The sequence below is a fragment of the Paenibacillus amylolyticus genome (genome assembly GCF_051136285.1).
In the GTDB taxonomy this organism is placed as follows: domain Bacteria; phylum Bacillota; class Bacilli; order Paenibacillales; family Paenibacillaceae; genus Paenibacillus; species Paenibacillus amylolyticus_F.
In genome coordinates this window covers 3511682-3536957 of sequence record NZ_CP194938.1, presented here as the reverse complement: position 1 = coordinate 3536957, position 25276 = coordinate 3511682, and the positions used below count along the sequence as shown (strand labels likewise).

The following is a 25276-nucleotide window of genomic DNA, read 5'->3' as shown; positions in this document are numbered from 1 at the left end:
CGCAATCATTGTTGGTTTATGGCACAACGTAGATAAGGCCTGACAGGTTTATTATAGAAGGGATGGGATTGAACATGGGATTTTTTAAAAATCAGTTCTCCAACGTAGTGGAATGGGAAGAATTCAGAGATGATATGATCTTCTGGAAGTGGAGTAACCGAGAGATCAAGAAAGGCAGTAAGCTGATTATTCGTGCGGGCCAAGATGCCATTTTCCTGAATAACGGCAAGGTGGAAGGTATTTTTGAGGACGAAGGTTCGTTTAATATCGACTCGGAGATCATTCCGTTTCTGTCCACGCTAAAAGGGTTCAAGTTCGGATTCAACAGCGGTATGCGGGTTGAGGTTCTGTTTGTAAATACAAAGGAGTTCACCGTACGCTGGGGTACGCAAAGTCCGGTATTGATTCCGACACCGCAGCTCCCTGGCGGTATGCCAATTCGGGCAAATGGAACGTTTAACTTTAAAGTGAGTGACTATGTGACTTTAATTGATAAAATTGCAGGCATCAAACAGAGCTATCTGGTCGATGATGTCAAAATCCGCATCACATCTGTGCTGGATCAGTTGCTGATGAAGTGGATCAGCCGTGAAGGCAAGGACATGTTCAATCTACAAGCGAATGCCTCTGATATTGCACGCGGTATTCAGGAAGATCTGGATATGCAGATGATGGATATCGGGATTGGTATTACCGGCTTCCAGGTGATGAGCTTCAACTATCCGCAGGAGATTCAGGATATGATCACCAAAACGGCTTCCCACGAGATGATCGGCAATCTGCAAAAGTACCAGCAGGTGAGTATGACGGATGGTATCTCCTCTGGTAAGGTGCAGGGCGGCGGTGCTGCCTCGGATATGGCAGGTATGATGATGGGCATGAACATGGCCAATGAGATGATGAAAAACATGAACCAGAATAGCCAGAATTCAAATAACCAGAGCCAGGGTCAACAGCAGAACAGTAATGCTGGTGCATCTCAGTCTTCAAGTGGTGAGGGTAAAAAGCCGAACTTCTGCCCGAACTGTGGTGCGAAAAATGAAGGAGCCAACTTCTGTCCGAACTGCGGACAAAAATTGGCATGAAGCTTAGGCTAATCTGTATTCAGCTGTTATCTGATTGTTCGTGTAAAATAAGTTAAGCTTATCTTATACATTCTAAGCTGAACTTCGAATAAAAGGTTAGTTCTACAGGAGATTATATCCGTAGGGCTAACCTTTTTTGATTTTATTTATAGGAAGCGATGCGTTTAAGGCGAAGTAAACGCGCTCTATTTTTCATAAAAAAACAAAGTATTGACAATCCATTCAAAATAAATTATCTTTATATTAAGATATTTAATTTGAATGCAAGCGACAACAACACCAACGACTATACTCAAATAAATATCTTCAACTGATTGAATAGGAGGAGAGATCCAGATGATGATTCCAACATTGACACGAATTAATGAACTTGCGAGAAAAGCTAAAGCGGGTGGATTGACGGAGATGGAGCAGGCTGAACAGACTCGCCTTCGCCAAGAATATTTGCAGACTTTCCGTGGTTCGGTCAACGACATTTTGCTGAATGCCACCATCTACGATCCTAACGGCGATGACGTGACTCCAGATAAATTGAAACAAGAGCAGGCGTCCAGACAGAATCCATAGCGTATGTTGCAGAAGCAGAAGGGGCATCAAGCGTTCCCTGAATGAGAGGACTATTACAACTAAGGTATCACTAGTGCAGGTTTGAATTCCGATTCTGCATTAGTGGTACAGATTATATATCTTAATTTAAAGATAATTGAAAATAAAAAATAAACGAGCTTTTCAAACCAAGGAGGACATAATCATGAACATTCAAACGACAGGTATCCACCACATTACAGCTTTTGCTGGAGATCCACAGGCTAACGTTGATTTTTACGCCGGAGTTCTGGGACTTCGTCTGGTGAAAAAAACAGTGAATTTTGACGCTCCGGATGTATACCACCTGTACTTTGGAGATGAACAAGGCAGCCCGGGAACGATCATTACCTTCTTCCCGGCGGCAGGTTCACCACAAGGCCAGATTGGCGGTGGTCAGGTCGGCATCACCTCGTATGTCATTCCACCAGGCTCCATGGACTTCTGGCAGAATCGTCTGGAAGGTTTCAATATCGAAGTGACCCGCACTAACCGTTTTGATGAAGAGTTGCTGCAATTCGAAGACAGCGAAGGCTTGCGTTTGGAGCTGGTTGAGCGGGAAGAGGGCGCTGCGAATACATGGGTGCAGGAGGGTATTCCAGCTGAACATACGATCAAAGGGTTTGGCGGAGCGGTACTGTTTAGTGTGAACCCACAACGTACGATGGATGCACTTGAGCGTATTCTCGGATTTGTGAAAGTGGGCGAAAATGAAGAATATGCCCGTTTCCGTTCTATCGGTGATATCGGCAACATCGTAGACGTGCCTGTTACCCGTGTACCGCTGGGTATGGGAGGCGCAGGAACGGTGCATCATATCGCATGGCGCGCAGTCGATGACGCACAGCACGCACAGTGGAGTGAAGCTGTGCGCGAGTACGGATACCAGCCGACTCCGGTGCGAGATCGTCAGTATTTCAACGCCATTTACTTCAGAGAAGCGGGTGGCATTCTGTTCGAAATTGCGACTGATCCTCCAGGTTTTGCAAAAGACGAACCAGCCGAATCGCTTGGACAGAAACTGATGTTGCCGGAGTGGTTTGAACAGTACCGTACTCAGATTGAGGATAATCTGCAACCAATTCAGGTAAGAACACTTACCCCTTCAGCAACTGTAACGGAGTGAGGTAGAGATAAAAAAGGTAGGGGAAGGTTTTGACAAAGGGAAGGTTCTAAAATAAGATGTACCGGGAGCACGTTCCCCCGGCACATCATGAATTTCCATAACTTAAGTACAAGTTAATCTACCAAAGGAGCATTGAGGGATGATGGAGAAAAAGGTCACCTGGCTGGAGCTGTTCTATGATTTACTTTTCGTCGCGGCAGTCTCCAAAGCAGGCCATGTCTTGTTACATGCCGAGAACGGCGTAATTACATTTGAATATCTATTGAAATTCGTGTTAATCTTCATCCCGGTATGGTGGGCATGGGTTGGTCAGACCTTATTTATCAACCGTTATGGTCAGGATATTCTGAGCCATCGGATCTTCCTCATCCTTCAACTGCTGTCCGTTCTCATCATGACGGCGAGTCTTTCTACTCATTTTGACGAACACTATCTGTCCTTCTTCGTTGGATACATTGGTTCCAGAGCGTTTACCGCAATTCAGTACCTGACGATCCACAAGTCGAAAAGCAAGCATCAACAGCAGGCTGCCCGTTTCCTGGGTTACTCATTTATCCTTGGCATCGTAATCTCATCGGGTTCCCTGTTCTTTGATTCGTGGGTGCGTTATGTGATTCTGTATGCCGGGATTGCCATCGATATTATTTTGCCACTACTGGGTCGTAAAAATCTGGTGAAAGTGCCTGTGCAGACACACCATCTGCTGGAACGTTTTGCTCTCTTTACACTCATCCTACTTGGTGAATCTGTTGTCAGCATCATCGCGGTTTTGTCAGCCGATCACTGGGATCTGGAATCAATCCTGTTTGCTGTCTTCACATCCTTGTTTGTCATCGCCATGTGGTGGCAGTACCTCGATAACGTGGAAAAAAAGGTGAGTAAAGAGATGCAGACCGCCGGGCAAGCCATCATCTACGGGCATCTATTTATCTACATTTCCCTGAGTATGATCGCCGCGTCGATCCAACTGCTATACCAGAATTTGCTGAGCTATGAGTTTATGCTCGCGTTTGTGTTTGGCTCGGTGTTGCTGTATTTCCTGTCGACAACCCTTGTGTTTCATCGCTACAGACATCCGCATCTTCGCCTCGGGCCGCTCCATCTGATAATTATGGTAGGGTTGTTAGTGGCTTTTGTAGTGGTGGATCTGATCTACCATGTTCCCGGATATGTGATTATGGGTGAGAATATGTTGTTCTTTCTGGTGTATGCGAAGCTGACGACCTGACCTGTGTTTTTTTATATAAAAAGAGAGCCACGAACAGCCCCGGTTCGTGGCTTTAATATTTGTTATCTGAACATGAATATTTCTCATATATTTTCATGTCTGCAATCTGTTAAGATGGGAATAGGTACAAGTAAATCTGCCATATCCATGAAGTTAGTTCTATTTTTAAATGAGCTTAGCCGGGGAAAAAGCGATATTAAGGTTATTTTGCTATCGTAGTAAATTGGGGTAGGATCTAATCTTGTTTATAAGTAGTCGTTTCATAAGATATGGAGATGACATTCAGGAGGGAAATCATTGAGTACGAATCTAATTGGTGTTCCATTGGAAGGGTTTGCAGAGTTCAGTCGAACGGTAGCTTCAGAAGGTGCTGTTTTACTCAAAAATGAAGGACAGGTGCTTCCACTCGGTCATTCCGAAAACGTTTCAGTTTTTGGCCGAACTCAAGTGAACTATTATCGCAGCGGCACAGGTTCAGGCGGAAGTGTTCATGTTGCGTATACAACGAATCTGCTGGATGGACTGCGCAGCAAAAAGAACATTACAGTCAACGAGGAATTGGCAGCCGTTTATGAGAAATGGATTGAAGAGAATCCGTTTGACGATGGCGGAAAAGTGTGGGCAGCCGAGCCGTGGAATCAGAAGGAAATGCCACTCGCGGATGAGCTGGTTGCACAGGCCAGAAGTAAATCCAGTAAAGCTATTGTCGTCATTGGACGTACTGCAGGGGAAGATCAGGATAATGCAGATGCACCCGGAAGTTATCGTCTGACAGATGATGAGAAGGCGATGTTGAAGCATGTGACAAACCATTTTGAACATACCATTGTGGTACTCAACGTCTCCAATATTATGGATATGAGCTGGCTGAACGAAACGGTTCTACATCCGATTCAAGGGGTAATCTACTCTTGGCACGGCGGCATGGAAGGCGGTAACGCCATCGCGGACGTATTGGCTGGAGACGTGACACCAAGCGGTAAACTGACGGATACGATTGCATATTCCATCGAAGATTACCCGTCCACAAGCAACTACGGAAACGAGTTCAAGAACCTGTATCAGGAAGATATTTATGTGGGTTATCGTTTTTTCGAAACGTTTCGACCTGAGAAAGTACAATTTGAGTTTGGTTATGGCTTGTCTTACACCACCTTTGCGACACAAATTGAGGAAGCTCGTACGGTGACCGAAAACGGGGAGACCTCGATCGAGGTTCGCGTGAACGTGACCAACTCGGGGACAACCTATGCGGGTAAAGAAGTGGTTCAGGTGTATTACGGAGCACCGCAAGGAGAGCTGGGACAACCGGTGAAGGCATTAGCGGCTTTTGGCAAAACAGGACTGCTGCAGCCCGGCGAATCCGAGCTGTTAACGATCCGTTTCCCGGTAAATCGCATGGCTTCGTATGATGATGCGGGTGTAACTGGATATGCTTCTGCCTATGTGCTTGAAGCGGGAACGTACCGCCTGCATGTGGGTACAAGCGTGAAGCAGGTTGAACACGTTGGCATCGATGGCCAAGACGGCTATGTTGTGGACACGGTTCAACTGGTGGAGCAATTGCAGGAAGCGATGGCACCAACGGAAGATTTCACACGCATGAAACCGGGCATTCGCAAGGCGGATGGTTCGTATGAGCTGATTTACGTGGACGTGCCGAAACGTAAAGTGTCTATCGCGGATCGCATCACGCAGAACCTGCCACAGACGCTGGAGCAAACGGGCAATCAGGGTTACAAGCTAAGCGACGTGAAGGCGGGTAAAGTCAGTCTGGAAGCCTTTGTAGCTCAACTGAGCGATCAGGATCTGGCAGCAATTGTGCGTGGCGAAGGCATGAGCAGTCCGCTGGTCACTTCGGGAACAGCATCAGCGTTTGGCGGTGTGAGTGATAGCCTGTTTAACTATGGCATTCCTGTGGCCTGTACGGCAGATGGCCCGTCTGGTATCCGTATGGATAGTGGAGAAAAGGCAACACAAGTCTCCATTGGTACGTTATTGGCGGCAACGTGGAACGCAGATTTGGTGGAAGAACTGTATGTGATGGAAGGACAGGAGTTGCTGCGCAATCAAGTGGATACCCTGCTCGGGCCTGGACTCAATATCCGCCGCAGTCCGCTGAACGGCCGTAACTTTGAGTACTTCTCGGAAGATCCGCTGATCTCGGGTGTATTTGCCGCCGCATGTACGAAAGGCATTATGAAAGGTGGCTCCAACGCCACACTGAAACACTTTGCCTGCAACAACCAGGAGAAACACCGCAGCAAAGTCGATGCCGTTGTATCTGAACGTGCGCTGCGTGAAATTTATCTGAAAGGGTTCGAGATTGCAGTAAAAGAGGGTGGAGCGAACTCCATCATGACCTCCTACAATCCGATTAACGGACACTGGGCTGCGTCCAACTACGATCTGAACACCACAATTCTGCGCGGAGAGTGGAATTTTGACGGCATTGTGATGACCGACTGGTGGGCCATTATGAACGATGTGGTAGAAGGCGGAGAAGCTGATCGCAAGTTCACGAACTGGATGGTTCGCGCTCAGAACGACCTTTACATGGTTGTGCCAAACTATGGCGCAGAGATCAACGGCTGGGACGACAATACGATGGAATCGCTTGAAAATGGAACCTTGACCCGCGGCGAGCTGCAACGCTCCGCGATCAACATCTGCAAATTCATCATGAATGCGCCGGTCTCCTCACGCAAACATGAGATTGTAGAGAACGTGGCTTCATTCCAGGCGAATGCGTCCCTGTCTGTTGCAGACGCTCAAGCACTGGCCGAGAATGCACAGGTGAAACCTGCCGTAGCTGAGCCAGTATACATGAAGGTTGATGAAGCAGGCCAATACCGGATTATTGTGCAGATCATGTCACCTGAGCCTGAACTGGCACAAAGTGCATGTAATGTGCTCTTGAATGGTCAGCTCGCTACAACAATACAAACGAATGGTACAGAAGGCAAATGGATCAGACAAAAGCTGGTGAAAGTGCAGCTGGAGCCTGGGCTGTATGAACTCAAGCTGGACTTTACCAAACCAGGTCTGCAGATCGATTGGATTGAATTCAAGCAGGTGTAGGTTAGGTGTAACTGTATACGTGCGATATAAAAGGTGATATGTAAATGGATTGGCGCACGCATGCACTCGGGTCTCTTTCTAAGTAGAAGTGCAACAATGTAGAGCCAAAACCATTATAGGGATTATAACAAAGGACACTGCTTGCGGTGTCCTTTTGTTGTCACCGAAGAAGCAGACTGTTATGATCGAGTTACGGGATCGTGGTCAAACAGAATAATGGGGTCAGGGGTGTGGCAAACGATGAAAAGATACAATTATTTAAGTCCAATTCTGCTGATTGTCGTGGCATTAATCGTGCGAGGGCTGGTAACCAACGTGTGCATGCTGTTTGGATTGTCGCAAGAGGTGTCCAGTAATATTGCGATGCTTGCCATGATCATTGTGGCTTTGATTATGTTCAACCGAATGACAAAAGCCCGGCGTAACAAGTAAATCGGTGTAGTCTGCGATGGGACAAGTAGATAGAAGAGAGTGATTTTGAAAGCCCTTTATTTTTTTGTTAAAGGGTGATGTATGTGGAAGATTGAAGCAGGTAATAAAGACGCTAGAACAGGATACAAAGACGATGCAGAGATTTTTCTGCCTCGTCTTTTTTGCGTCGTCATGTGAGAAACAAAAAAGAAACGGCACAGGATATTTCCTATACCGTTTCAGATTTCATTTTTAAGCTAGATCTGCGTTTGAACTAAACTTATGACATTGCTCTTGAAAACCATTTGTCTTGGATGGAGAAAGTAGTATGAATATATTAATTTCTTTTTTCATCATCTAACCGCCGACGAAATACCAAAGCTGAGACAGCAAATATAATAAAAGATAATGTTGAAGCAGCAGTAACCATCTTCAACATATTTCCTATTGGTGGATTAAACCATAGAGCAACAGAGAAGATTAAAACGGCACCAGTTAAACCCATTCCCAAAATCGAAAATGCTAAAATTTTGTTCATCAAATCACCTCACAGGTAATTGAAACAAGCTACTGCTCCAGCGATACCACCAGCACCAATAACTGCATATGCACCAATACATGCAGCACATATCGGAGCAGTCACTGGTGTCGGTACTGCACACGAACCGCCGCACGCCACCGCAATAATATAAGCTGCCGTACCACCAATACCAAGCACTGCCCCAAGACAACCTGCCACTGCGCCTATACCATTCGGTTGAATTCCAGAGTTAACTGGTTCTTCTGCAAGCATTTCTTCATCTGTGATATAAGGTCTGTCAGTGTCCACAGATTTAACAACGGATCCATTCAAATACGTCTCAACTCGGAAGTTTCCTGCCTCATTCTTGGTCACCAACATTTCATTTGTCTGCAATACGGTATCGTCCTCATCGAAGAAAACTGTTACGTTACTAGGAAGGCTATACTCCCCATGTACAGGAACTGTGACAACCGTAACCCCACCGCCAACCGTGTACACACTTGATTTTTCCAAATCAAAAGCAGACACAGGGGCAACATTCTTTATTTCACCTTTTTCTATTCCAGATAGTGTTGTATTGATCAATTCCTTGGCTTCATTACCTATAACTACACCAATATTTTGGCTATTATCTGCTTTTGCTGTAGTACTCAAATTTGGAGACAAACTTAAACTGAAAATAGACAAAATTAATAATAATGGAAAAAAGACCTTTTTAGCCTTGGACATAATAAAAACTCCTATTTTATAAAATTTCGTAATAGTATTTCCACTTCAAGATCGATATCGTCTGTAACCAATTGCTTAGATACCAGCTCGATCATATCTGCATGTTCAATGGAGATTTACGTTCTCATTTTTCGGCGTAGCTAAGAGTGTATTAATAGAAATGAATACTGCTAGCCTGAACCTGATTTCTTCTCCTGCCCTTAAGTGGGTCTTAGCCTGAAAAATTGCCTATTAAGCTGAAGTTTAGGGCATGCGTACGTACTCGCAATCAATAAAGATTTCAATAACATTCACGCTCCTTATAACAAGTTTTAGGATTAACCCTACAGTTATAGATGCGAAAAAAGGAAATTAGTTTCCTTTTTATCCAATATTTTGTTTAAAATTTAAAAAAGAGCGATTAACTGCCTCTATGGACGATACACCTAGAAAAAAATTCCACATCCTAAGTACGAGAACCGGTCTCAAACGATTGTTATGGCTCAACTCCTTAAGCATGCAACAAAAAAAGTCCCTTTTGGGAAAAGCCAACCCAATCCGGCTTCTAAAAAATCCTCATTGCAACAACCCAAATTTAAAAGAGGAAGCCTCATATACGAGTATTGACGTTAACTACCTAACGTTTTAGACTGGATGTGTAAAAGGATAACAAAGTTAAATAACGAAAATAACAAAAAAGGTCGAAAAAGTGATAAGGGAGGTGGCTCACTCATGACCATGATGGCTGACAAACAGTATGTTTTTCGGGAAGGGCAGCATTTCCAGAGCAGTCATGCGTCAACCATCGCTGTCTTGCCAAGTGGCGTGGTTTTTGCAGCTTGGTTCGTAGGCTCGTATGAGAAATCCAGCGACACCACTATCTGGATGATTGTTCAGGAGCAAGATGGCTCGTGGTCAGCGCCGTGCAAAGTAGCGGATGAAGAAGGTATTGCCCATTGGAACCCGGTGCTGTATGTGCAGGATGGTTCACTTGTCCTCTTTTACAAGGTTGGACATGAAATTACAGACTGGCATACCTATACGTGGAAAAGAGATCGTGTTGCGTTCTGGAAACTGAACGTTCAAACATGGGAATAAGCAAGGGCCGCAGAAACGCTAATCAGGCGTATATTCGGTCCTTTCTGTCGTGGTTACTTGTGAGGAGGTGTTCCTATGAATATGCGAGTCAACAACATAAAGCCGATATTGGAAGTCATAGCGGTAGATGCAGCAGATGCCCAAGCGGCCGAGCAGGGGGGAGCCGATCGGATTGAGCTGGTATCGGCTATGTCCGAAGGTGGTCTTACGCCCAGCTATGGGCAGATTGAACAGGTTGTATCCAAGGTGTCGATTCCGGTGTATGTCATGATAAGGCCTCATAGCCGCTCATTCTGCTATAGCGCTGAGGATCTTCAGGCGATGCTCCAAGACATACGCGTGGCGCGGGAGCTTGGTGCCGCAGGCATCGTGATTGGAGCTCTCACCCATGAGGGAGAAGTACATCGCTCGTTTCTACAAACTTGTCTGTTTGAAGCTCTGAGGTTGGGAGTTACGTTTCATCGTGCCATCGATTCGAGTGCATATGTGGCGAGCGCGCTGGAGAGCATTGGTGACATGAATGGCAGGATCGAGGGTAGGGACGATAGTGGTAGTGGTAGTAAAAGTAGGAGTAAGAGCGAGGGCGAGTATGCGAGGGAGATTGCTGTCGTTGAGCGCGTGCTTACATCGGGAGGCAAACCTACTGCCCCTGAAGGTTTGCTCGAACTTAAGCAGTTGCAGGAGATGGGACAGACATTAAATATATCCATTATGGCGGGTTCAGGTGTCACGATTGGGGGCATTTCAACCATCGTGAGCCGAACGGCGATTACCGAGATTCATATGGGATCGGGTGTGCGGCGTGGAGGGAGTTTCGATCATCCTGTGGATGCTGGGCTTGTCGCTCAGGCCAAAGCAGAGTTGATTCGTGCAGTACAAGAGCTGTAGTAATGGTAGACATTGTGTGGGTGTATTAGAAGTAGCCAACAAAGCGGCGGCTATAGAAGCGGATGAATAGCTATATAAGTTGAACTAAAGATTTTACACAGTCCACTCCGATGACAGAATAACCTTTCAATCGCTGTTATCCCCAGATTTTTTGGATTCCCTTTTCCAAAGGGGAAAATGCGGTGATAAAGGCGGACGCTTCGCTTTTCCAGGTTTTTTCTGTCCTCTTCGTTAACGTGTAAAAGAATAGTTCAACTTATATAGAACAAAAAGTAATAAAAGCAATGAAAACAAAATGCACCTTTCATATAAGGGAGTGGGAAGCCATGAACTCAAAGCTTTCACCAGCACCAGAGGATTGGATTAAAAAGACGGCACAAATCAGTCCATCCGAGCGCCAAAGGAGATGGCAGGAGATGGAGTTTTATGCATTTATTCATTTTACAGTGAACACATTTACCGATCGGGAGTGGGGGACGGGCGAGGAAGCCCCGGCGATCTTTAACCCTACTGAACTACATGCAGGGCAATGGGTGGAGGCATGTCAGGACGCAGGCATGAAAGGGTTAATTTTGACGTGCAAACATCATGATGGATTCTGTCTGTGGCCCAGTCGTTATACAGATCATACTGTCGCAGCAAGTCCATGGCGAAATGGCTCTGGTGATCTGGTTGGAGAAGTTGCGGATGCCTGTCGTGATGCAGGGTTGAAATTTGGGGTGTATCTCTCTCCGTGGGATCGTCATGAAGCATGTTATGGGGATTCGGAGCGGTATAACGCCTTTTTTCTTCACCAACTGCGCGAACTGCTAACGAACTACGGTGACATTTTCTGTATCTGGTTTGATGGCGCATGTGGCGAAGGGCCAAATGGGAAAAGACAAGTCTATGACTGGGATGCATACTACGCGCTCATTCGTGAGCTTCAGCCGGAGGCGGTCATTTCGGTCTGCGGCCCGGATGTCCGTTGGTGCGGCAATGAGGCAGGACATACGCGTGACTCGGAATGGAGCGTTGTACCGGCGCATATGCAGGATAATGAGAAGATTCAGGAGCAGTCGCAGCAGGTGGATGATGGAGAGTTTGCGAGGAAAATCAATACACAGGACAGTGATCTGGGGAGTCGCAACGTTATCCGTGATTATGCTGATCAGCTGGTGTGGTATCCTGCCGAGGTGAATACCTCGATTCGTCCGGGCTGGTTCTATCATGCGAGTGAAGATGATCAGGTCAAAACGCTGGAGGAATTGCTTTCCGTTTATTACGGCGCCGTAGGTGGCAATGCATGCTTTTTGCTGAATCTGCCACCAGATAAGCGTGGTCTGCTTCATGAAAATGATGTTCAGCGACTTCGCGAGTTCGGTTCAGCGCTGCGTACCACGTTCAGTGAAGACTTGGCGCAAGGTGCACAGGCGGAGGCTTCGGAGACGATGGATGAAGCACATGGAGCTTCACAAGTTTTGAATTCGGTTGAAGAGTGGGAAAAAGAAGCTTATTGGTGCCCGGGCGAAGGAACGGAGCAAGCATGGATTGAATTGATTTTGCCCGAAGAAAAGACCTTCGACCGTGTGATGCTGATGGAGCACATCCAATCGGGGCAGCGGATTGAACGGTTTACACTGGAAGTAAGCGATGAGAATGGTCGGTGGCAGGACATCTATTCTGGAACGGTGGTTGGATACAAGCGGATTTGCTGTTTTCCAAAAGTCACTGCACGCCGGGTTCGGCTAACCATTCAGGAGTCCAGATGGGTTCCAACGTTATCGAAATTCAGCTTATTTTACAGTGAACGGGAGGACATGTGAGATGGCGGTACTGACGGTTCAGGGGTCTCAATTCATGCTGGATGGAGAACCGATTCAAATTCTGTCAGGTGCCATTCATTATTTTCGAGTGGTGCCAGAGTATTGGGAGGATCGGCTGCTGAAGCTGAAGGCCTGCGGGTTCAACACGGTGGAGACCTATGTGCCATGGAATATGCATGAGCCGCAGCCGGGAGAGTATTGTTTTGAAGGTATGGCGGATGTGGAGACGTTTATACAGCTTGCGGGGAGCCTGGGGCTGTATGTGATCGTTCGTCCAAGTCCTTACATCTGTGCGGAGTGGGAATTTGGTGGTTTGCCGTCCTGGCTGCTTGCAGATGACCATCTGCGGCTTCGTTGCAGCGATTCGGCGTTTCTGGCGGATGTGGATCGATATTACGATGTGCTTTTGCCCAAATTAAAACCCCTTCTGAGCACCTCTGGCGGACCCATTATTGCGTTGCAGGTTGAAAATGAATATGGCAGCTTCGGGAACGATGCGAGTTATCTGCAATATTTGAGAGATGGTATGGTGCGGCGGGGTATGGATGTGCTGCTCTTTACCTCAGATGGGCCAACCGATCATATGTTGCAGGCTGGTTCCGTGCCAGGACACTTGGCAACAGTTAATTTTGGGTCGGGGACAGAGTGGGCGTTTGCCAAGCTGCGTGAATATCAAGCAGAGGAACCGCTCATGTGTATGGAGTTTTGGAATGGCTGGTTTGATCACTGGGGTGAGTCTCATCACACTCGGGAAGCAGAAGATGTAGCTAAAGTGCTGGAGGAAATGTTAGAGACGGGCGCATCGGTGAACTTCTACATGTTCCATGGCGGTACGAATTTTGCATTTTATAATGGAGCGAACTGTCAGCAAAAGGATCAATACGAACCAACCATCACGAGTTACGACTATGACGCTCTGCTTAGCGAATCGGGGGAACCAACAGCGAAATTTAATGCGGTAAGAGAGGTTCTCTCGCGATATAGCGGTTCTAAAAAAGAGGGTCGTGACTCTGAACCGGGAGATTTGGTTTTACTAGAACCTATGGGGAAGGCCGCTTACGGCAGAGTCGAGATGGCGCAGCACGCTAGTTTGCTTCAACAACTGAATGCACTGGCTATTCCAATGCACCGTACAAATCCGGAGCCAATGGAGAAGTTGGGGCAGGATTACGGATTTATCAGCTACCAGACCCGGATTTCGGGGCCGAGAGAACGACAAGAGTTATTTGTTCAAGAGGTGCGTGATCGGGCACTGGTGTTTGTAGATGGTTTGTTGCAGGGTGTGCTTGAACGTGGGAATGCTGAGACGACGATATCTTTTGAGGTGCCTGCGGAAGGCGCAGAGTTACTCATTCTTGTTGAGAATATGGGGCGGATCAATTACGGGCCGTACCTGAGAGATCCGAAGGGAATCACAGAGGGTGTGCGACATGGATTTCAGTTTTTGTATGATTGGACGATTTACTGTTTGCCGATGACAGATCTTTCGAGTTTATCCTTTGCTGTGCTGTCTGAGCTTGAGAGCAGTGTAAGAACAGTAAAAGAGGAGCCATTTTTTTATAGAGGAAGTCTTCATATTGAGGATGTGTTGGATATAAAGGATACCTTTCTTCGTCTGGACGGCTGGACAAAAGGGATTTCATTTGTAAACGGATTCAATCTGGGTCGCTACTGGAATAAAGGCCCGCAACAGACGTTGTATGTCCCTGCTCCGCTCCTCCGTCAAGGAGAGAATGAAATTATTATATTTGAACTTCATGGAACGGCAGATGCTGCTGTCATGTTCGTAGATCAGCCAGATTTGGGCTAAAAAAGGAAAATCGGTGAGCCATGCGATTATTGTCAATTGCCCTATGGACTGGAACACGGTATAGGTTGGGTATGGACACCCAGCACAGGAGAGGGAGAGGATGAGGAAGATGAAAGTTGGACTCAGTACGTACAGTTTGCAGCAAGCACTGGATCGTAAGGAACTTACAGTGCCGGATGCCATTCGTTGGATTGCGGAGCAGGGCGGGCAGCATGTGGAGATTGTACCTATGGGCTTCAGTCTGATCGACAATCCGGCATTAATTGAAGAGATCAAAGCTGCGGCTCAGGAGGTTGGTATCGACATTTCGAATTATGCCATTGGTGCGAACTTTGCGGTTCAGGAGAGCGCCGTGACTTTGGAAGAAGAAATTCAGAGCGTTATGCGCCACGTTGATGTTGCCGCTGCTCTGGGTGTGAAACGGATGCGGCACGATGTGGCTTTCCGGCCTGCACCGGAAGGGACGGTGGCACAATTTGAAGCCGACCTGCCCGTACTCGTCAAAGCCTGTCAGCGAGTTGCCGACTATGCCGCAGGCTTTGGGATTACAACGAGTGTGGAGAATCACGGATATTATGTGCAATCGAGCGAGCGTATTCAGCGGCTATTATATGAGACGGGGCGGAAAAATTTCAAAACCACGCTGGACATCGGTAATTTCCTCTGTGTGGATGAAGATCCGGTGAGTGCGGTGAAAAATAATATTGCTCACGCGTCTATCGTTCACGCCAAAGACTTCTACTGGCGGCCCTCCACCCGGAATCCTGGCGAAGGCTGGTTTCAGACCTCCCACGGCAATTATCTGCGCGGAGCCATCGTGGGTCATGGTGATATCAACATGCCAGAGGTGTTCCGTGTGCTGAAGCAGTCCGGGTATGACGGCTACATCTCGGTTGAATTCGAAGGCATGGAGGATTGCCGAACCGCCTCGCGCATTGCGATGAATAACGTGCGCCGTTTGTGGGACGAGGCGTGAAATTGTGTTGTTATGTGCCTTGCTATGATCTAGCATCGCTATGCTATCCCGTGTTTATTGGTTTAGTGCTGTGAGGTGCAGTGTAGTGAGTTTTCTATACAGGAGGGTTTAGTAAGAAAGTAGGCGGTATGAAAGAACGCCGTTATCCGTTCTCTCTCAGATGAAATACATCGAAATGTGATCAGTATGAATGATTCAAGGTCGTGCAACTTTTTATAAAAAAATGGCTCTGCCGAGCTGAACGATATTCATTTTCAATTTTAACATTGGAGGGGTAGTAAAATGTCCAAATTGAAAGTTGCTGTCATCGGCGCCGGTTCGATATCGGATTGCCACCTGCAAGCGTACGCTAGTAACCCGGAAGTGGAGATTTATGCGATCTGTGATCTGAACGAAACTCGTGCCACCGATGTGGCGAAGCAGTATGGAGCAACCCATGTGTTTACGGACTATAGAGACTTGCTTGCTCTGCCGGAAATTCATTCGGTTAGCATCTGCACTTGGAATGATTCGCACGCCGAAATCAGTATTGCGGCGCTGGATGCAGGCAAAAACGTACTGTGCGAGAAGCCGCTCTGCCAGACGGTGGAGGAAGCACTTGAGGTAGAAAAAGCCGTCCATCGCAGCGGAAAGCTGCTTCAAGTGGGCTTTGTTCGCCGCTATAGTGACAACGCTCAGATTCTGAAAAAGTTCATCGACGAAGGTGAACTGGGCGAAATCTATTATGCCAAAGCTTCCAGCCTGCGCCGTCTCGGCAATCCGGGTGGCTGGTTTGCGGATAAAAGTCGCTCTGGCGGCGGCCCGTTGATTGATATCGGTGTACATGTCATCGACATCTGTTGGTACCTGATGGGCAGACCGAAGGTGAAATCTGTTTCTGCCAACGTCTCCAACCGGCTCGGTAACCGGGCGAACATTCGCAATCTTTCGTTTTATAAGGCTGCTGATTATGATGCAGAACAGAACACCGTGGAGGATATGGCGAATGCATTGATCCGTTTTGAAAATGGAGCAAGCCTGCTGGTGGACGTCAGTTTCACCCTGCATGCGAAGGAGGATGAAACAGCGGTCAAGCTATATGGCGACAAAGGCGGAGCCGAACTGGAGCCGGAGATTTCGATTATTGGTGAGAAGTTCGATACCATTCTGAACATGACACCGCAGGTGGATTTTAAGTCCTTTGACTTTATGGGCTCGTTCCGCAATGAAATTAACCACTTTATCGACAGCACGCAGGGCCGAAAAGAAACCCTTAGCCCCGTCGAGGACGGCGTGGAAGTCATGAAAATGCTGTGTGCCATCTACGAATCCGCACGCGAGGGCAAGGAGATTATGTTGTGAAAACATCCATTTACACGTGAAACGGAGAGTGCAGAACCAATCGGGAGAAGCGAAGCGCTCGCCTTTAGCACCGGATTTCCCCATTAGGGGAATAGTTCAAAGGAATCCGGGGGTAACCAGCGATCGAAAGATGGTACTGCAATCGGAGTGACCCAGTGTAATCCGTCAGTGATCTTAAGGTCGTTGTTCTACCCAAAACGGAGGGATAAGTAACCCGACGTATCCAAGTTGCCCCATCGACGAGGTGAAACCGTCTTTGCCCGTTGTAAAAATCCATTTACACGTGAAACGGAGAGTGCAGAACCAATCGGGAGAAGCGAAGCGCTCGCCTTTACCACCGGATTTCCCCATCAGGGAAATAATTCGAAGAAATCCGGGGGTAACCAGCGATCGAAAGATGGTACTGCAATCGGAGTGACCCAGTGTAATCCGTCAGTGATCTTAAGGTCGTTGGTCTACCCAAAACGGAGGGATAAGTAACCCGACGTATCCAAGTTGCCCCATCGACGAGGTGAAACCGTCTTTGCCCGTTGTAAAAATCTATTTACACGTGAAACGGAGAGTGCAGAACCAATCGGGAGAAGCGAAGCGCTCGCCTTTAGCACCGGATTTCCCCATTAGGGGAATAGTTCAAAGGAATCCGGGGGTAACAGCGATCGAAAGATGGTACTGCAATCGGAGTGACCCAGTGTAATCCTATATCTTTTTACAACGTCAGAAATTTCAACTAAAGGAGATGCTTTATTTTGACTCAAACCAATCCCCCCCTGCCGGAGCAGGAAGAGCACATCGTTGAAGCAGGTGTACACAACTTTAGCAAAGAGGATGAGTGGGTGAAGCCGGAAGACCCGCTGCTACTGGAGCGGCTGGAGTGGTTCAAAGATCAGAAGCTCGGCTTAATGATGCACTGGGGGCCGTACTCTCAGCTTGGCTTGGTGGAATCGTGGGCGCTGAGTGATGAGGATGGCGACTGGTCGCGGGATGATGTGGACTGGACGGACGATATGGAGGATTTCAAACGTGAATATTTTGACCTGAACAAAACCTTCAATCCGATACGGTTTCAGCCTGAGGAATGGGCACAAATGGCTGCCGATAACGGCTTCAAATACTTCCTCTTTACGACCAAGCATCATGATGGTTTCTGCATGTGGGATACCAAAACGACCGATTACCGGATTACAGGCAAGGATACGCCGTTTCACAAGCACAAATATGCCGATATCTGCCGGGTACTGTTTGACGCCTTCCGAGCAAAGGGGATTGGCATCTCGGCGTATTTCTCCAAAGCAGACTGGCATACCCCGTATTACTGGGCACCGGGCATGGAGCGTGGACGCCATATGTGGCGTGGGCCTTCATACGATCCACACAAGTATCCATGGATGTGGGAAAAGTTCGTGGAGTTTACCCATGAGCAGATCATGGAACTGCTGACGAATTACGGACGAATCGAGTGCCTGTGGCTCGATGCCGGCTGGGTTCGAGAAGGCCGCCACGGTCAGGATATCCGGCTTGGTGAAGTGGTCGAGCGGGCGAGAAAGAGCACGCAACCTTGGCTTCTATCGGCAGATCGCACCGTTGGCGGGCCATATGAGAACATCGTCACCCCGGAGCAGACGATCCCGGAGCAGCCGATGAATATTCCGTGGGAGAGCTGTATTACCGTCGGGCATTCCTTTGCTTTTGGCTTCGATGATCAGTACAAATCGGGCCGGCAGCTTGCACATATTTTGCTCGAAGTGGTCTCCAAAGGTGGGAATCTGGCACTGAATGTCGGGCCGCAGCCGGACGGACGTCTACCCAAAGGGGCCATTCGAGGCATCCAGGGACTGGGCGAGTGGCTGAACACACACGGCGAAGGTATTTATGGCACCCGTATTTGCGCACCGTATTACACGCAGGAGTGGGCATTTACACAGAAGGAAGACACCCACACCGTGTATGCCTTCCGCATCTATCGCAACGAGAGCGAAACCCCGGAACAGCAACTGATCATTCCTTATGTGGAAAAGGTGGAGCGTGTTGAACTCATCGGTACAAATGACGTACTTTCGTTTCAGCAAACGGAAGAGGGGTTGCTCGTGGAGCTGCCACGATCCGCTACAAGTGGTGAAGCACCGATCACTCATACGTTTAGATTGATCACCAAATCATAAAATCACATGTCAATTCCGGGGGAGATATCAGCACCTCCGGAATTTTCTTTTTTATACATAGAACATACAGATACCCACAGCACATGGCTCTAAACGCTTGCCCCACAAGGTTTTTTGGAATAAAGAGAGGTCGGAGAAAATTGCAAATTGATCAAAAAGCCCCCGGCAAGGTACTATCAAATCAAGAAAGCGTTACCTGATATGAATGTTGACATTGTTTAGGTTTGAAGCAACGAGTTAGCATTGAAAACGGACATTTAAGGAATGTAAATGTAATGTATTATTACACTTGAGGCTGAGAAGGAGTGACGCAAATGAGTCGAGGTACAGAAAGCATACCTGCGAACATGGAGCTGCAGCAACTACGTCAGAAAGCACCCAAGCAGCAGCATCCGTTCATCAAAAGCTTCAAAAAGCACTGGGAGCTGTACCTGCTTGTGCTGCCTCCGGTGTTGTATCTATTGATCTTCAAATACATTCCGATGGTAGGTGTGCAGATTGCCTTTAAAGATTTCAGTGTGGTCAAAGGCATCTGGGGTAGTCCATGGGTCGGGCTCAAACATTTTGAAGCCTTCTTCGATTCTCCGAACTTTTGGCTGCTGATCAAGAACACTATTGGTATCAGTTTCTATTCCCTCATTGCGGGTTTCCCTATACCGATTTTGCTAGCCTTGGCGCTGAATGAGATTCGAACGGGTTACTTTAAAAAGACCGTACAGATGGTCACGTATGCTCCGCATTTTATCTCCACCGTTGTTATGGTATCCATCATTATACTGATGCTCTCGCCACATGTAGGTGTCGTAGACAAGTTGTTTACCTGGCTGGGCTTCCCGATGACCAACTTTATGGGTATTCCTGAATATTTCAAATCGATCTATGTCTGGTCAGGGGTATGGCAGGGCATGGGGTACTCCTCCATTATCTACATCGCGGCATTGGCTGGAGTCGATCCATCCTTGTATGAAGCGGCCAAGATGGACGGTGCCTCAAGGCTGCGTAAAATATGGCACATCGATCTTCCCACCCTCGTTCCCGTCACCGTGATCATGTTGATTCTAAGTCTGGGCAGCATTATGGGCGTTGGTTTTGAGAAAATATACCTGATGCAGAATCCGCTGAATACAAGCGCCTCGGAGGTCATCTCCACGTACGTGTACAAGGTCGGTCTGATTGGAGCCAACTTCAGCTTCTCCGCGGCTGTCGGATTCTTTAACTCCATCATCAACCTGATACTGCTGGTCATCGTCAATAGCATTTCCCGCAAAGTATCCGAGAACAGCTTGTGGTAAAGGAGGAGCATGTCCATGTTTAATCTGATCAATCGGAACCGAATCAAAGACCCCATTGGCGACCGTATTTTCATGACCATCAATTATATCTTTCTGATTGCCATTCTGTTAACGGTGTTCTATCCGCTCTTGTACATCGTCAGCTCCTCGTTCAGTTCGTCACGCGCCGTGACATCCGGTCAGGTGTGGCTGTTCCCGGTAGATTTCAACATCAAGGCTTATATCTCCATTTTCAAAAGCCAACAGCTCATGCTTGGTTTTTATAACACAATCATCTACACGGTGGTCGGTACGTTCATTAACGTGGCTCTGACCGTTATGCTGGCCTATCCTCTCTCTCGCAAGTCGTTCTACGGACGGGGAGCGATCATCATCTTCATGATGATTACGATGTTTTTTGACGGGGGTCTGATTCCGACCTACCTGTTAATGAAAGACCTGCATCTGCTGGATACCCGCTGGGCGATGTGGCTACCCGGAGCGCTGGCTGTGTTCCAGGTCATCGTTGCCCGCACCTTCTTTCAGTCGTCAATTCCGGAGGAGCTTGGCGAAGCTGCCGAGATGGATGGATGCCGGGATATTCGCTACCTGATTAGCGTAGTGTTGCCACTCTCCAAACCGATTCTGGCGGTGATGACCCTGATGTATGCTGTAGGTCACTGGAATGCCTACTTTGATGCACTCATCTACCTGCGTTCAGAGAAACTGTTCCCGCTGCAATATGTGCTTCGTAACTTGCTGATTCTGAATGCGGCTGACCCCGCCATGCTTGCGAATACAAGCCAGCAGATGAGGGATCAGGGCTTCGAGCAGGTACTAAAATATGCGCTGATTGTCGTCGCAAGTATTCCGATTCTGATCATGTATCCTTTTGTGCAAAAACATTTCGTCAAAGGGGTCATGGTCGGTTCACTTAAAGGATAGCCTGCACGCTTCATCCGTAGGAAAGGAGAGAGATCACTTTTCACATTTCCGATGGCAGCCGGTTCATGAAAGGAGGTGGGGGTACACGCCGGCTTCCGGGATTGGTTTTTGGAACCTATAGAACCCATATCAACCCGTACAGCTTAACCAAAGGTTTGCCGTTATGAACAAAAAGGAGGAGTCAGCTTGAGAAAATCCTGGATTTCCATTTTGTGTCTGGTCTTAGCTTCGATAACGATATTATCCGCATGCAGTTCATCTGAAAAAGCGGGCACAGGTAGCGAGGGGAGCGGCGAGAGCGGCGGCCCTGTAACGATGACTTTTTTTGCTCCACAAGGTAAAGCGCCGATGGAAGACAATGAATTCACCAAGTTTATCGAAAAAAAGTTCAACGTGACCTTGAAATGGGACCTGGCCCCGACAGACGCTTTGCAGGATCGTAGACAATTGCTGCTAGCCAGTGGGGATTATCCTGAAGTGTTCCTGCACGGCAAGTTCACCACCTCGGATCTTCAAACCTATGGTAAACAAGGCGTGTTCCTTCCGCTTCAAGACCTGATCAAGCAATATGGCCCGAACCTCACCAAAGTGATGGAAGAGAAGCCTTACTTTAAGGATGCCATAACGGCACCGGACGGTAACATCTATGCATTGCCTATTTTCAATGAATGTTACCACTGTACCTATGCGCAGAAATATTGGATCAACCAAGAATGGCTGGATAAGGTGGGTCTGAAAATGCCAACAACGACCGACGAACTGTATACCGTTCTGAAGGCGTTCAAAACCCAAGACCCGAACGGCAACGGCAAAGCCGACGAAATCCCGCTCACAGGTGCACCGAACAAGTATGTGTGGAACGGCAATATTGATGCCTATCTGATGAACAGCTTTATATACAACGATAACGACAAATACCTGATTGTGAACGATGGCAAGGTCAGCTTTGCCGCCAACCAGGAGGGATGGAAAAAAGGGCTGGAGTACATGCACAAGCTGTACGCGGATGGCCTGATCGACCCGGCTTCTTTCACACAGAATGACCAAGCGATTGGTCAACTGGGGAATAAAGAAGGCGACGAAGTGGTTGGTTCCATTACAACGGCGCTGGTCAGTTATCTGGTGAACACGTATGACAAAAAGATTACCCGTCACCAGCACTGGGAGATTGTGCCTCCACTCAAAGGGCCGGATGGTGTGCAGACGACTGGAGCAACGCAAAGTGTGGGTGAATTTGAGTTTGCTATCACGAACAAAGCGACCGAAGCACAACAGATCGCTGCTATCAAGATTGTGGATTACATGTTCAGTGAAGAGGGTGCGCTCTACGCAGAGTACGGCCCAACGGAAGGTAAGGGATGGAAGAAAGCAGGCCCGGATGAGAAAAATATCAATGGTGAACCTGCCAAGTACAGCTACTACAACCTGCCTGAACGTGATCTAAACGTGGTTGTGAATGAAAGCTGGTCACAGATCGGTGCGCATGATTTGTCTAACACGTTCCGTAATCTATTTGCAGAGGGTCAAGATCCATTGTCTGCTGAAGGATACGGTACGCGACTTGCCCAAGCAACAAAGGTTTATGCACCATACGCTCCCAAAGAAGTATATCCTGCCAACGTATTTATTCGTCCAGAGGATACCGAGTCAGCAGCTCAACTAACCACCGCGATCAAAGATTATGTGCAGACGAATATGGCTCAGTTCATCATCGGCAGCAAGAGCATTGATAAGGACTGGGATTCATACGTCAAAGGTTTCGATGGACTTGGATTAAGCAATTATCTGGATATTTATCAACGTGCAATTGAGAAAAAGTAGTATATACGGACTGTCCCGCCTGTCACCCGTGACCGGGGCAGTCTTCTCCTATGACAACCCCACGTCATTCGATATAATAAACGCATAATTATGAAAAATTTGTGAACAGAGGCAAGGTGCAAGTGGTTTGTCGTCATGCAGCATGAAATGGATTGGTGGGGGGCGCGGAGATGAACAACAATTGGTTCAGACGTTTGCTGTTATCGTATTTGCCTATTTTTTTTATTGTGACGACGATTCTATTTTTCATCTTCTTTCAGGTATTTAATGAGCAGAACCGAAGGGAAGCGCTTAAAGCCAATGAATTTTTGGCCTCACAGGTTACACAGTATCTGGACAATTCCTTGCGTTCTATCGATTTCAAGGTGCTGCGCGAGATTTTGACCAACTCCAATCTGAAAAACTATTTCTCGGTATCTGGCAGCGAGGATGTCTATGCCGGCATTCAGGCGATTAAGGTCATCGATGAATTGAAGATAGAATATCCGCTGATCGACTCGGTCTACCTGGTCAGGCACAGCGATAACACCGTTTTCAGCAATGGCAAAGCTGTTCCCGTGAACGAATTCCCGGACGCGGCATTTATTGCAGACAGCCGGGCGAGGGATGAGCAGAAGTGGGTCGGTGCGCGGTCATACAAGGCGTTTCCTTCCCAGGCGGCGGAACAGGTCATTACGATTGTACGGAATGTCGGAAACGGCAGGGGGCTTGTGGTGACCAATGTTGAGTTGAACACGCTACAAAAATCGATTATGCAGATGTACGACCCGGAATTTACATTTGTGAACATCTATAACCGATCCGGGGGGAGTCTCTGGCATGGCAGTCCACCAGATGGAGAGGTGCATGCATCCAAGCCAGCATCTTCGGGAGAGGTGTTCTCTGAATTCACATCCAGCTATAGTGGCTGGAAGGTACAGACCGGGCTGAACAACGGGAAAATCATCAAGTTTACGCTGCAGTTTTATAATATCTGGTTTATTTTCGCTGCTGCTGTTGTGCTGATTGGGGTTGTATGGGTCGTCTATGTGACGCGAAGAAACTATAAACCAATCCAACAGATCGTTACCCTGATTCAGACCGTCTCCTCACAGAAACCGTCAGCACTGAACTATGGCAAGGAAAATGAATTCCGTTTCATTCATACCACGCTGGAACGCATGATTGACCAGACGAAGCAATATCAGGAGGAGCATGAAGAGAATCTGATTTTGCAGAAGAAGGTCTTCTTTCAGGAGTTGCTGGAAGGTACACGGGATTACACAGGTCATGAGTTATCTGCGGAGATAAGCAAGTTCAAGCTACCTGAGCTGGAGCACCGCTGGGCTGTAATGGTAGTCGAAATGGATCGATACGATGTATTTGTGGATGAGTATCATCAGCAGGATCAAGCCCTTCTGAAATTTGTGTTATCGAGTATTTTGCAGGAAAGTGCGCGGCATGAAGGGACCGATGTATGGGCGGAGTGGGTCTCAAGTCAGCGACTGTATGCCATCCTCTGGTTACCTGAGACCGAGCAGCCCGAAGAGACAGAGCAGCGATTGCTCAGCGGTTATCTGGATCGGGTCGGTCAGTATCTGAACTTTACTGTAACGATTGGTGTGGGCCGGGTTGCTGTAGATACTCGCGGGCTTCGGGCTTCTCTTAAAGAGGCTGTGCACGCCCTGGAGTACAAGGCGGTTCTTGGCACCAATCGGATCATACCGTGCGGAGATGTACCGAGTTCGACCAATGATGTGTATGAGTTTTTAAAGACCATCTCCTTGCTAGTGCAGGCGATGCGGCTGTCAGACGATGTTTGGGAACAGCACTTTGAACGGCTGTTTAAGCAGATTCGCGAGTCGGTTCTATCTCGTCAGGAGATTATGAACACAGTTCAGCTATTGTTCCAGCATTATAATCGTGAATTTGCCGAGTTACCAAGGGAATATCAGGAATCTTGGGCGGCGATATTTACGCCATTGCTGCCAAGGTTGGAAGGCTGGGAGACGCTGGATGACCTGCGGGAGCTGTGTCTGGAAGGGTTCCGTGAACTGGCGCAGCAGATGGAGACACTGCATTGTTCTCGTAAACATCGGTCACATATTCTGGAGATTCGCAAATACATTGAAGAGCATTACAACAATCCCGATCTGTCGCTGAATTACCTTAGTGATCTGTTCGATATCAATCCGAAGTATCTGAGCAAGCTTTTCAAAGATGAGATTGGAGAGAAATTCGTGGATCTGCTCATCAGTCACCGGATCGAAAAAGCCAAGCAGCTCATGCAGCAGACGGACAAAGCCATTCAGGAGATCAGTGAAGAAGTGGGATATACCAACTACAATTCCTTCAACCGTGCTTTTAAAAATGTCGTCGGGATGGCTCCAAGTGATTATCGCAAAGCCATGTAAGCTCCACGTATGACCAACTCAC

At 47.6% G+C, this 25276-nt stretch carries 19 protein-coding genes; 17 read left to right on the top strand and 2 right to left on the bottom strand.

Annotated elements, in window-relative coordinates; translation table 11 throughout:
* Positions 1–74: 74 nt before the first annotated feature.
* The 6 genes from ACR8BL_RS15550 to ACR8BL_RS15525 all read left to right on the top strand — a co-directional run bounded on the left by ACR8BL_RS15550 (position 75) and on the right by ACR8BL_RS15525 (position 7537).
* Complete coding sequence (locus tag ACR8BL_RS15550) at positions 75–1085, top strand: SPFH domain-containing protein (RefSeq protein WP_434748477.1); 1011 nt, start codon at positions 75–77, stop codon at positions 1083–1085.
* 339 nt (positions 1086–1424) lie between these two features.
* On the top strand, positions 1425–1652 hold the full coding sequence (locus ACR8BL_RS15545; RefSeq protein ID WP_090924289.1) for a DUF896 domain-containing protein: 228 nt from the start codon (positions 1425–1427) through the stop codon (positions 1650–1652).
* Between the two features lie 184 nt (positions 1653–1836).
* Positions 1837–2796 carry a ring-cleaving dioxygenase gene (locus ACR8BL_RS15540; protein ID WP_434748476.1) on the top strand — a complete coding sequence of 320 codons (960 nt, stop codon included), beginning with the start codon at positions 1837–1839 and terminating at the stop codon, positions 2794–2796.
* A 139-nt stretch (positions 2797–2935) separates the two neighbouring features.
* On the top strand, positions 2936–4024 hold the full coding sequence (locus tag ACR8BL_RS15535; RefSeq protein ID WP_434748475.1) for a low temperature requirement protein A: 1089 nt from the start codon (positions 2936–2938) through the stop codon (positions 4022–4024).
* Positions 4025–4321: 297 nt separating this feature from the next.
* On the top strand, positions 4322–7105 hold the full coding sequence (locus ACR8BL_RS15530; RefSeq protein WP_434748474.1) for a glycoside hydrolase family 3 C-terminal domain-containing protein: 2784 nt from the start codon (positions 4322–4324) through the stop codon (positions 7103–7105).
* Positions 7106–7345: 240 nt separating this feature from the next.
* Positions 7346–7537, top strand: coding sequence for a hypothetical protein (locus tag ACR8BL_RS15525; RefSeq protein ID WP_090924244.1), 192 nt, complete (start codon positions 7346–7348; stop codon positions 7535–7537).
* A gap of 316 nt (positions 7538–7853) precedes the next feature.
* On the opposite strand, the gene ACR8BL_RS15520 is transcribed toward ACR8BL_RS15525, so the two are convergent.
* Entirely contained in the window at positions 7854–8054 is a 201-nt protein-coding gene (locus ACR8BL_RS15520) for a hypothetical protein (RefSeq protein WP_434748473.1), read from the bottom strand.
* Positions 8055–8063: 9 nt separating this feature from the next.
* Positions 8064–8768, bottom strand: a complete 705-nt coding sequence (locus tag ACR8BL_RS15515) for a hypothetical protein (protein WP_434748472.1) — start codon at positions 8766–8768, stop codon at positions 8064–8066.
* Positions 8769–9479: 711 nt separating this feature from the next.
* Here ACR8BL_RS15515 and ACR8BL_RS15510 point away from each other — a divergent pair.
* From ACR8BL_RS15510 to ACR8BL_RS15460, 11 genes are all read left to right on the top strand, one after another.
* Positions 9480–9845 carry an exo-alpha-sialidase gene (locus ACR8BL_RS15510; RefSeq protein WP_434748471.1) on the top strand — a complete coding sequence of 122 codons (366 nt, stop codon included), beginning with the start codon at positions 9480–9482 and terminating at the stop codon, positions 9843–9845.
* A 75-nt stretch (positions 9846–9920) separates the two neighbouring features.
* Positions 9921–10733 carry a copper homeostasis protein CutC gene (locus tag ACR8BL_RS15505; RefSeq protein ID WP_434748470.1) on the top strand — a complete coding sequence of 271 codons (813 nt, stop codon included), beginning with the start codon at positions 9921–9923 and terminating at the stop codon, positions 10731–10733.
* A gap of 326 nt (positions 10734–11059) precedes the next feature.
* Entirely contained in the window at positions 11060–12538 is a 1479-nt protein-coding gene (locus tag ACR8BL_RS15500; protein WP_434748469.1) for an alpha-L-fucosidase, read from the top strand.
* Position 12539: 1 nt separating this feature from the next.
* Positions 12540–14348: a beta-galactosidase gene (locus ACR8BL_RS15495; RefSeq protein ID WP_434748468.1), complete on the top strand. Its 1809-nt coding sequence runs from the start codon at positions 12540–12542 to the stop codon at positions 14346–14348.
* Positions 14349–14457: 109 nt separating this feature from the next.
* Positions 14458–15324, top strand: a complete 867-nt coding sequence (locus tag ACR8BL_RS15490; RefSeq protein WP_434753137.1) for a sugar phosphate isomerase/epimerase family protein — start codon at positions 14458–14460, stop codon at positions 15322–15324.
* Between the two features lie 282 nt (positions 15325–15606).
* Entirely contained in the window at positions 15607–16665 is a 1059-nt protein-coding gene (locus ACR8BL_RS15485) for a Gfo/Idh/MocA family protein (RefSeq protein ID WP_434748467.1), read from the top strand.
* A gap of 746 nt (positions 16666–17411) precedes the next feature.
* On the top strand, positions 17412–18824 hold the full coding sequence (locus ACR8BL_RS15480) for an alpha-L-fucosidase (protein ID WP_434748466.1): 1413 nt from the start codon (positions 17412–17414) through the stop codon (positions 18822–18824).
* Between the two features lie 347 nt (positions 18825–19171).
* Positions 19172–20116 carry an ABC transporter permease gene (locus tag ACR8BL_RS15475; protein ID WP_434753136.1) on the top strand — a complete coding sequence of 315 codons (945 nt, stop codon included), beginning with the start codon at positions 19172–19174 and terminating at the stop codon, positions 20114–20116.
* A gap of 15 nt (positions 20117–20131) precedes the next feature.
* Positions 20132–21040 (top strand): carbohydrate ABC transporter permease, encoded by a 909-nt coding sequence (locus ACR8BL_RS15470; protein WP_090924237.1) that lies wholly within the window; start codon positions 20132–20134, stop codon positions 21038–21040.
* Between the two features lie 186 nt (positions 21041–21226).
* Complete coding sequence (locus ACR8BL_RS15465) at positions 21227–22861, top strand: ABC transporter substrate-binding protein (RefSeq protein WP_434748465.1); 1635 nt, start codon at positions 21227–21229, stop codon at positions 22859–22861.
* Between the two features lie 170 nt (positions 22862–23031).
* Positions 23032–25254 (top strand): helix-turn-helix domain-containing protein, encoded by a 2223-nt coding sequence (locus ACR8BL_RS15460; RefSeq protein WP_434756369.1) that lies wholly within the window; start codon positions 23032–23034, stop codon positions 25252–25254.
* Positions 25255–25276: the final 22 nt, after the last annotated feature.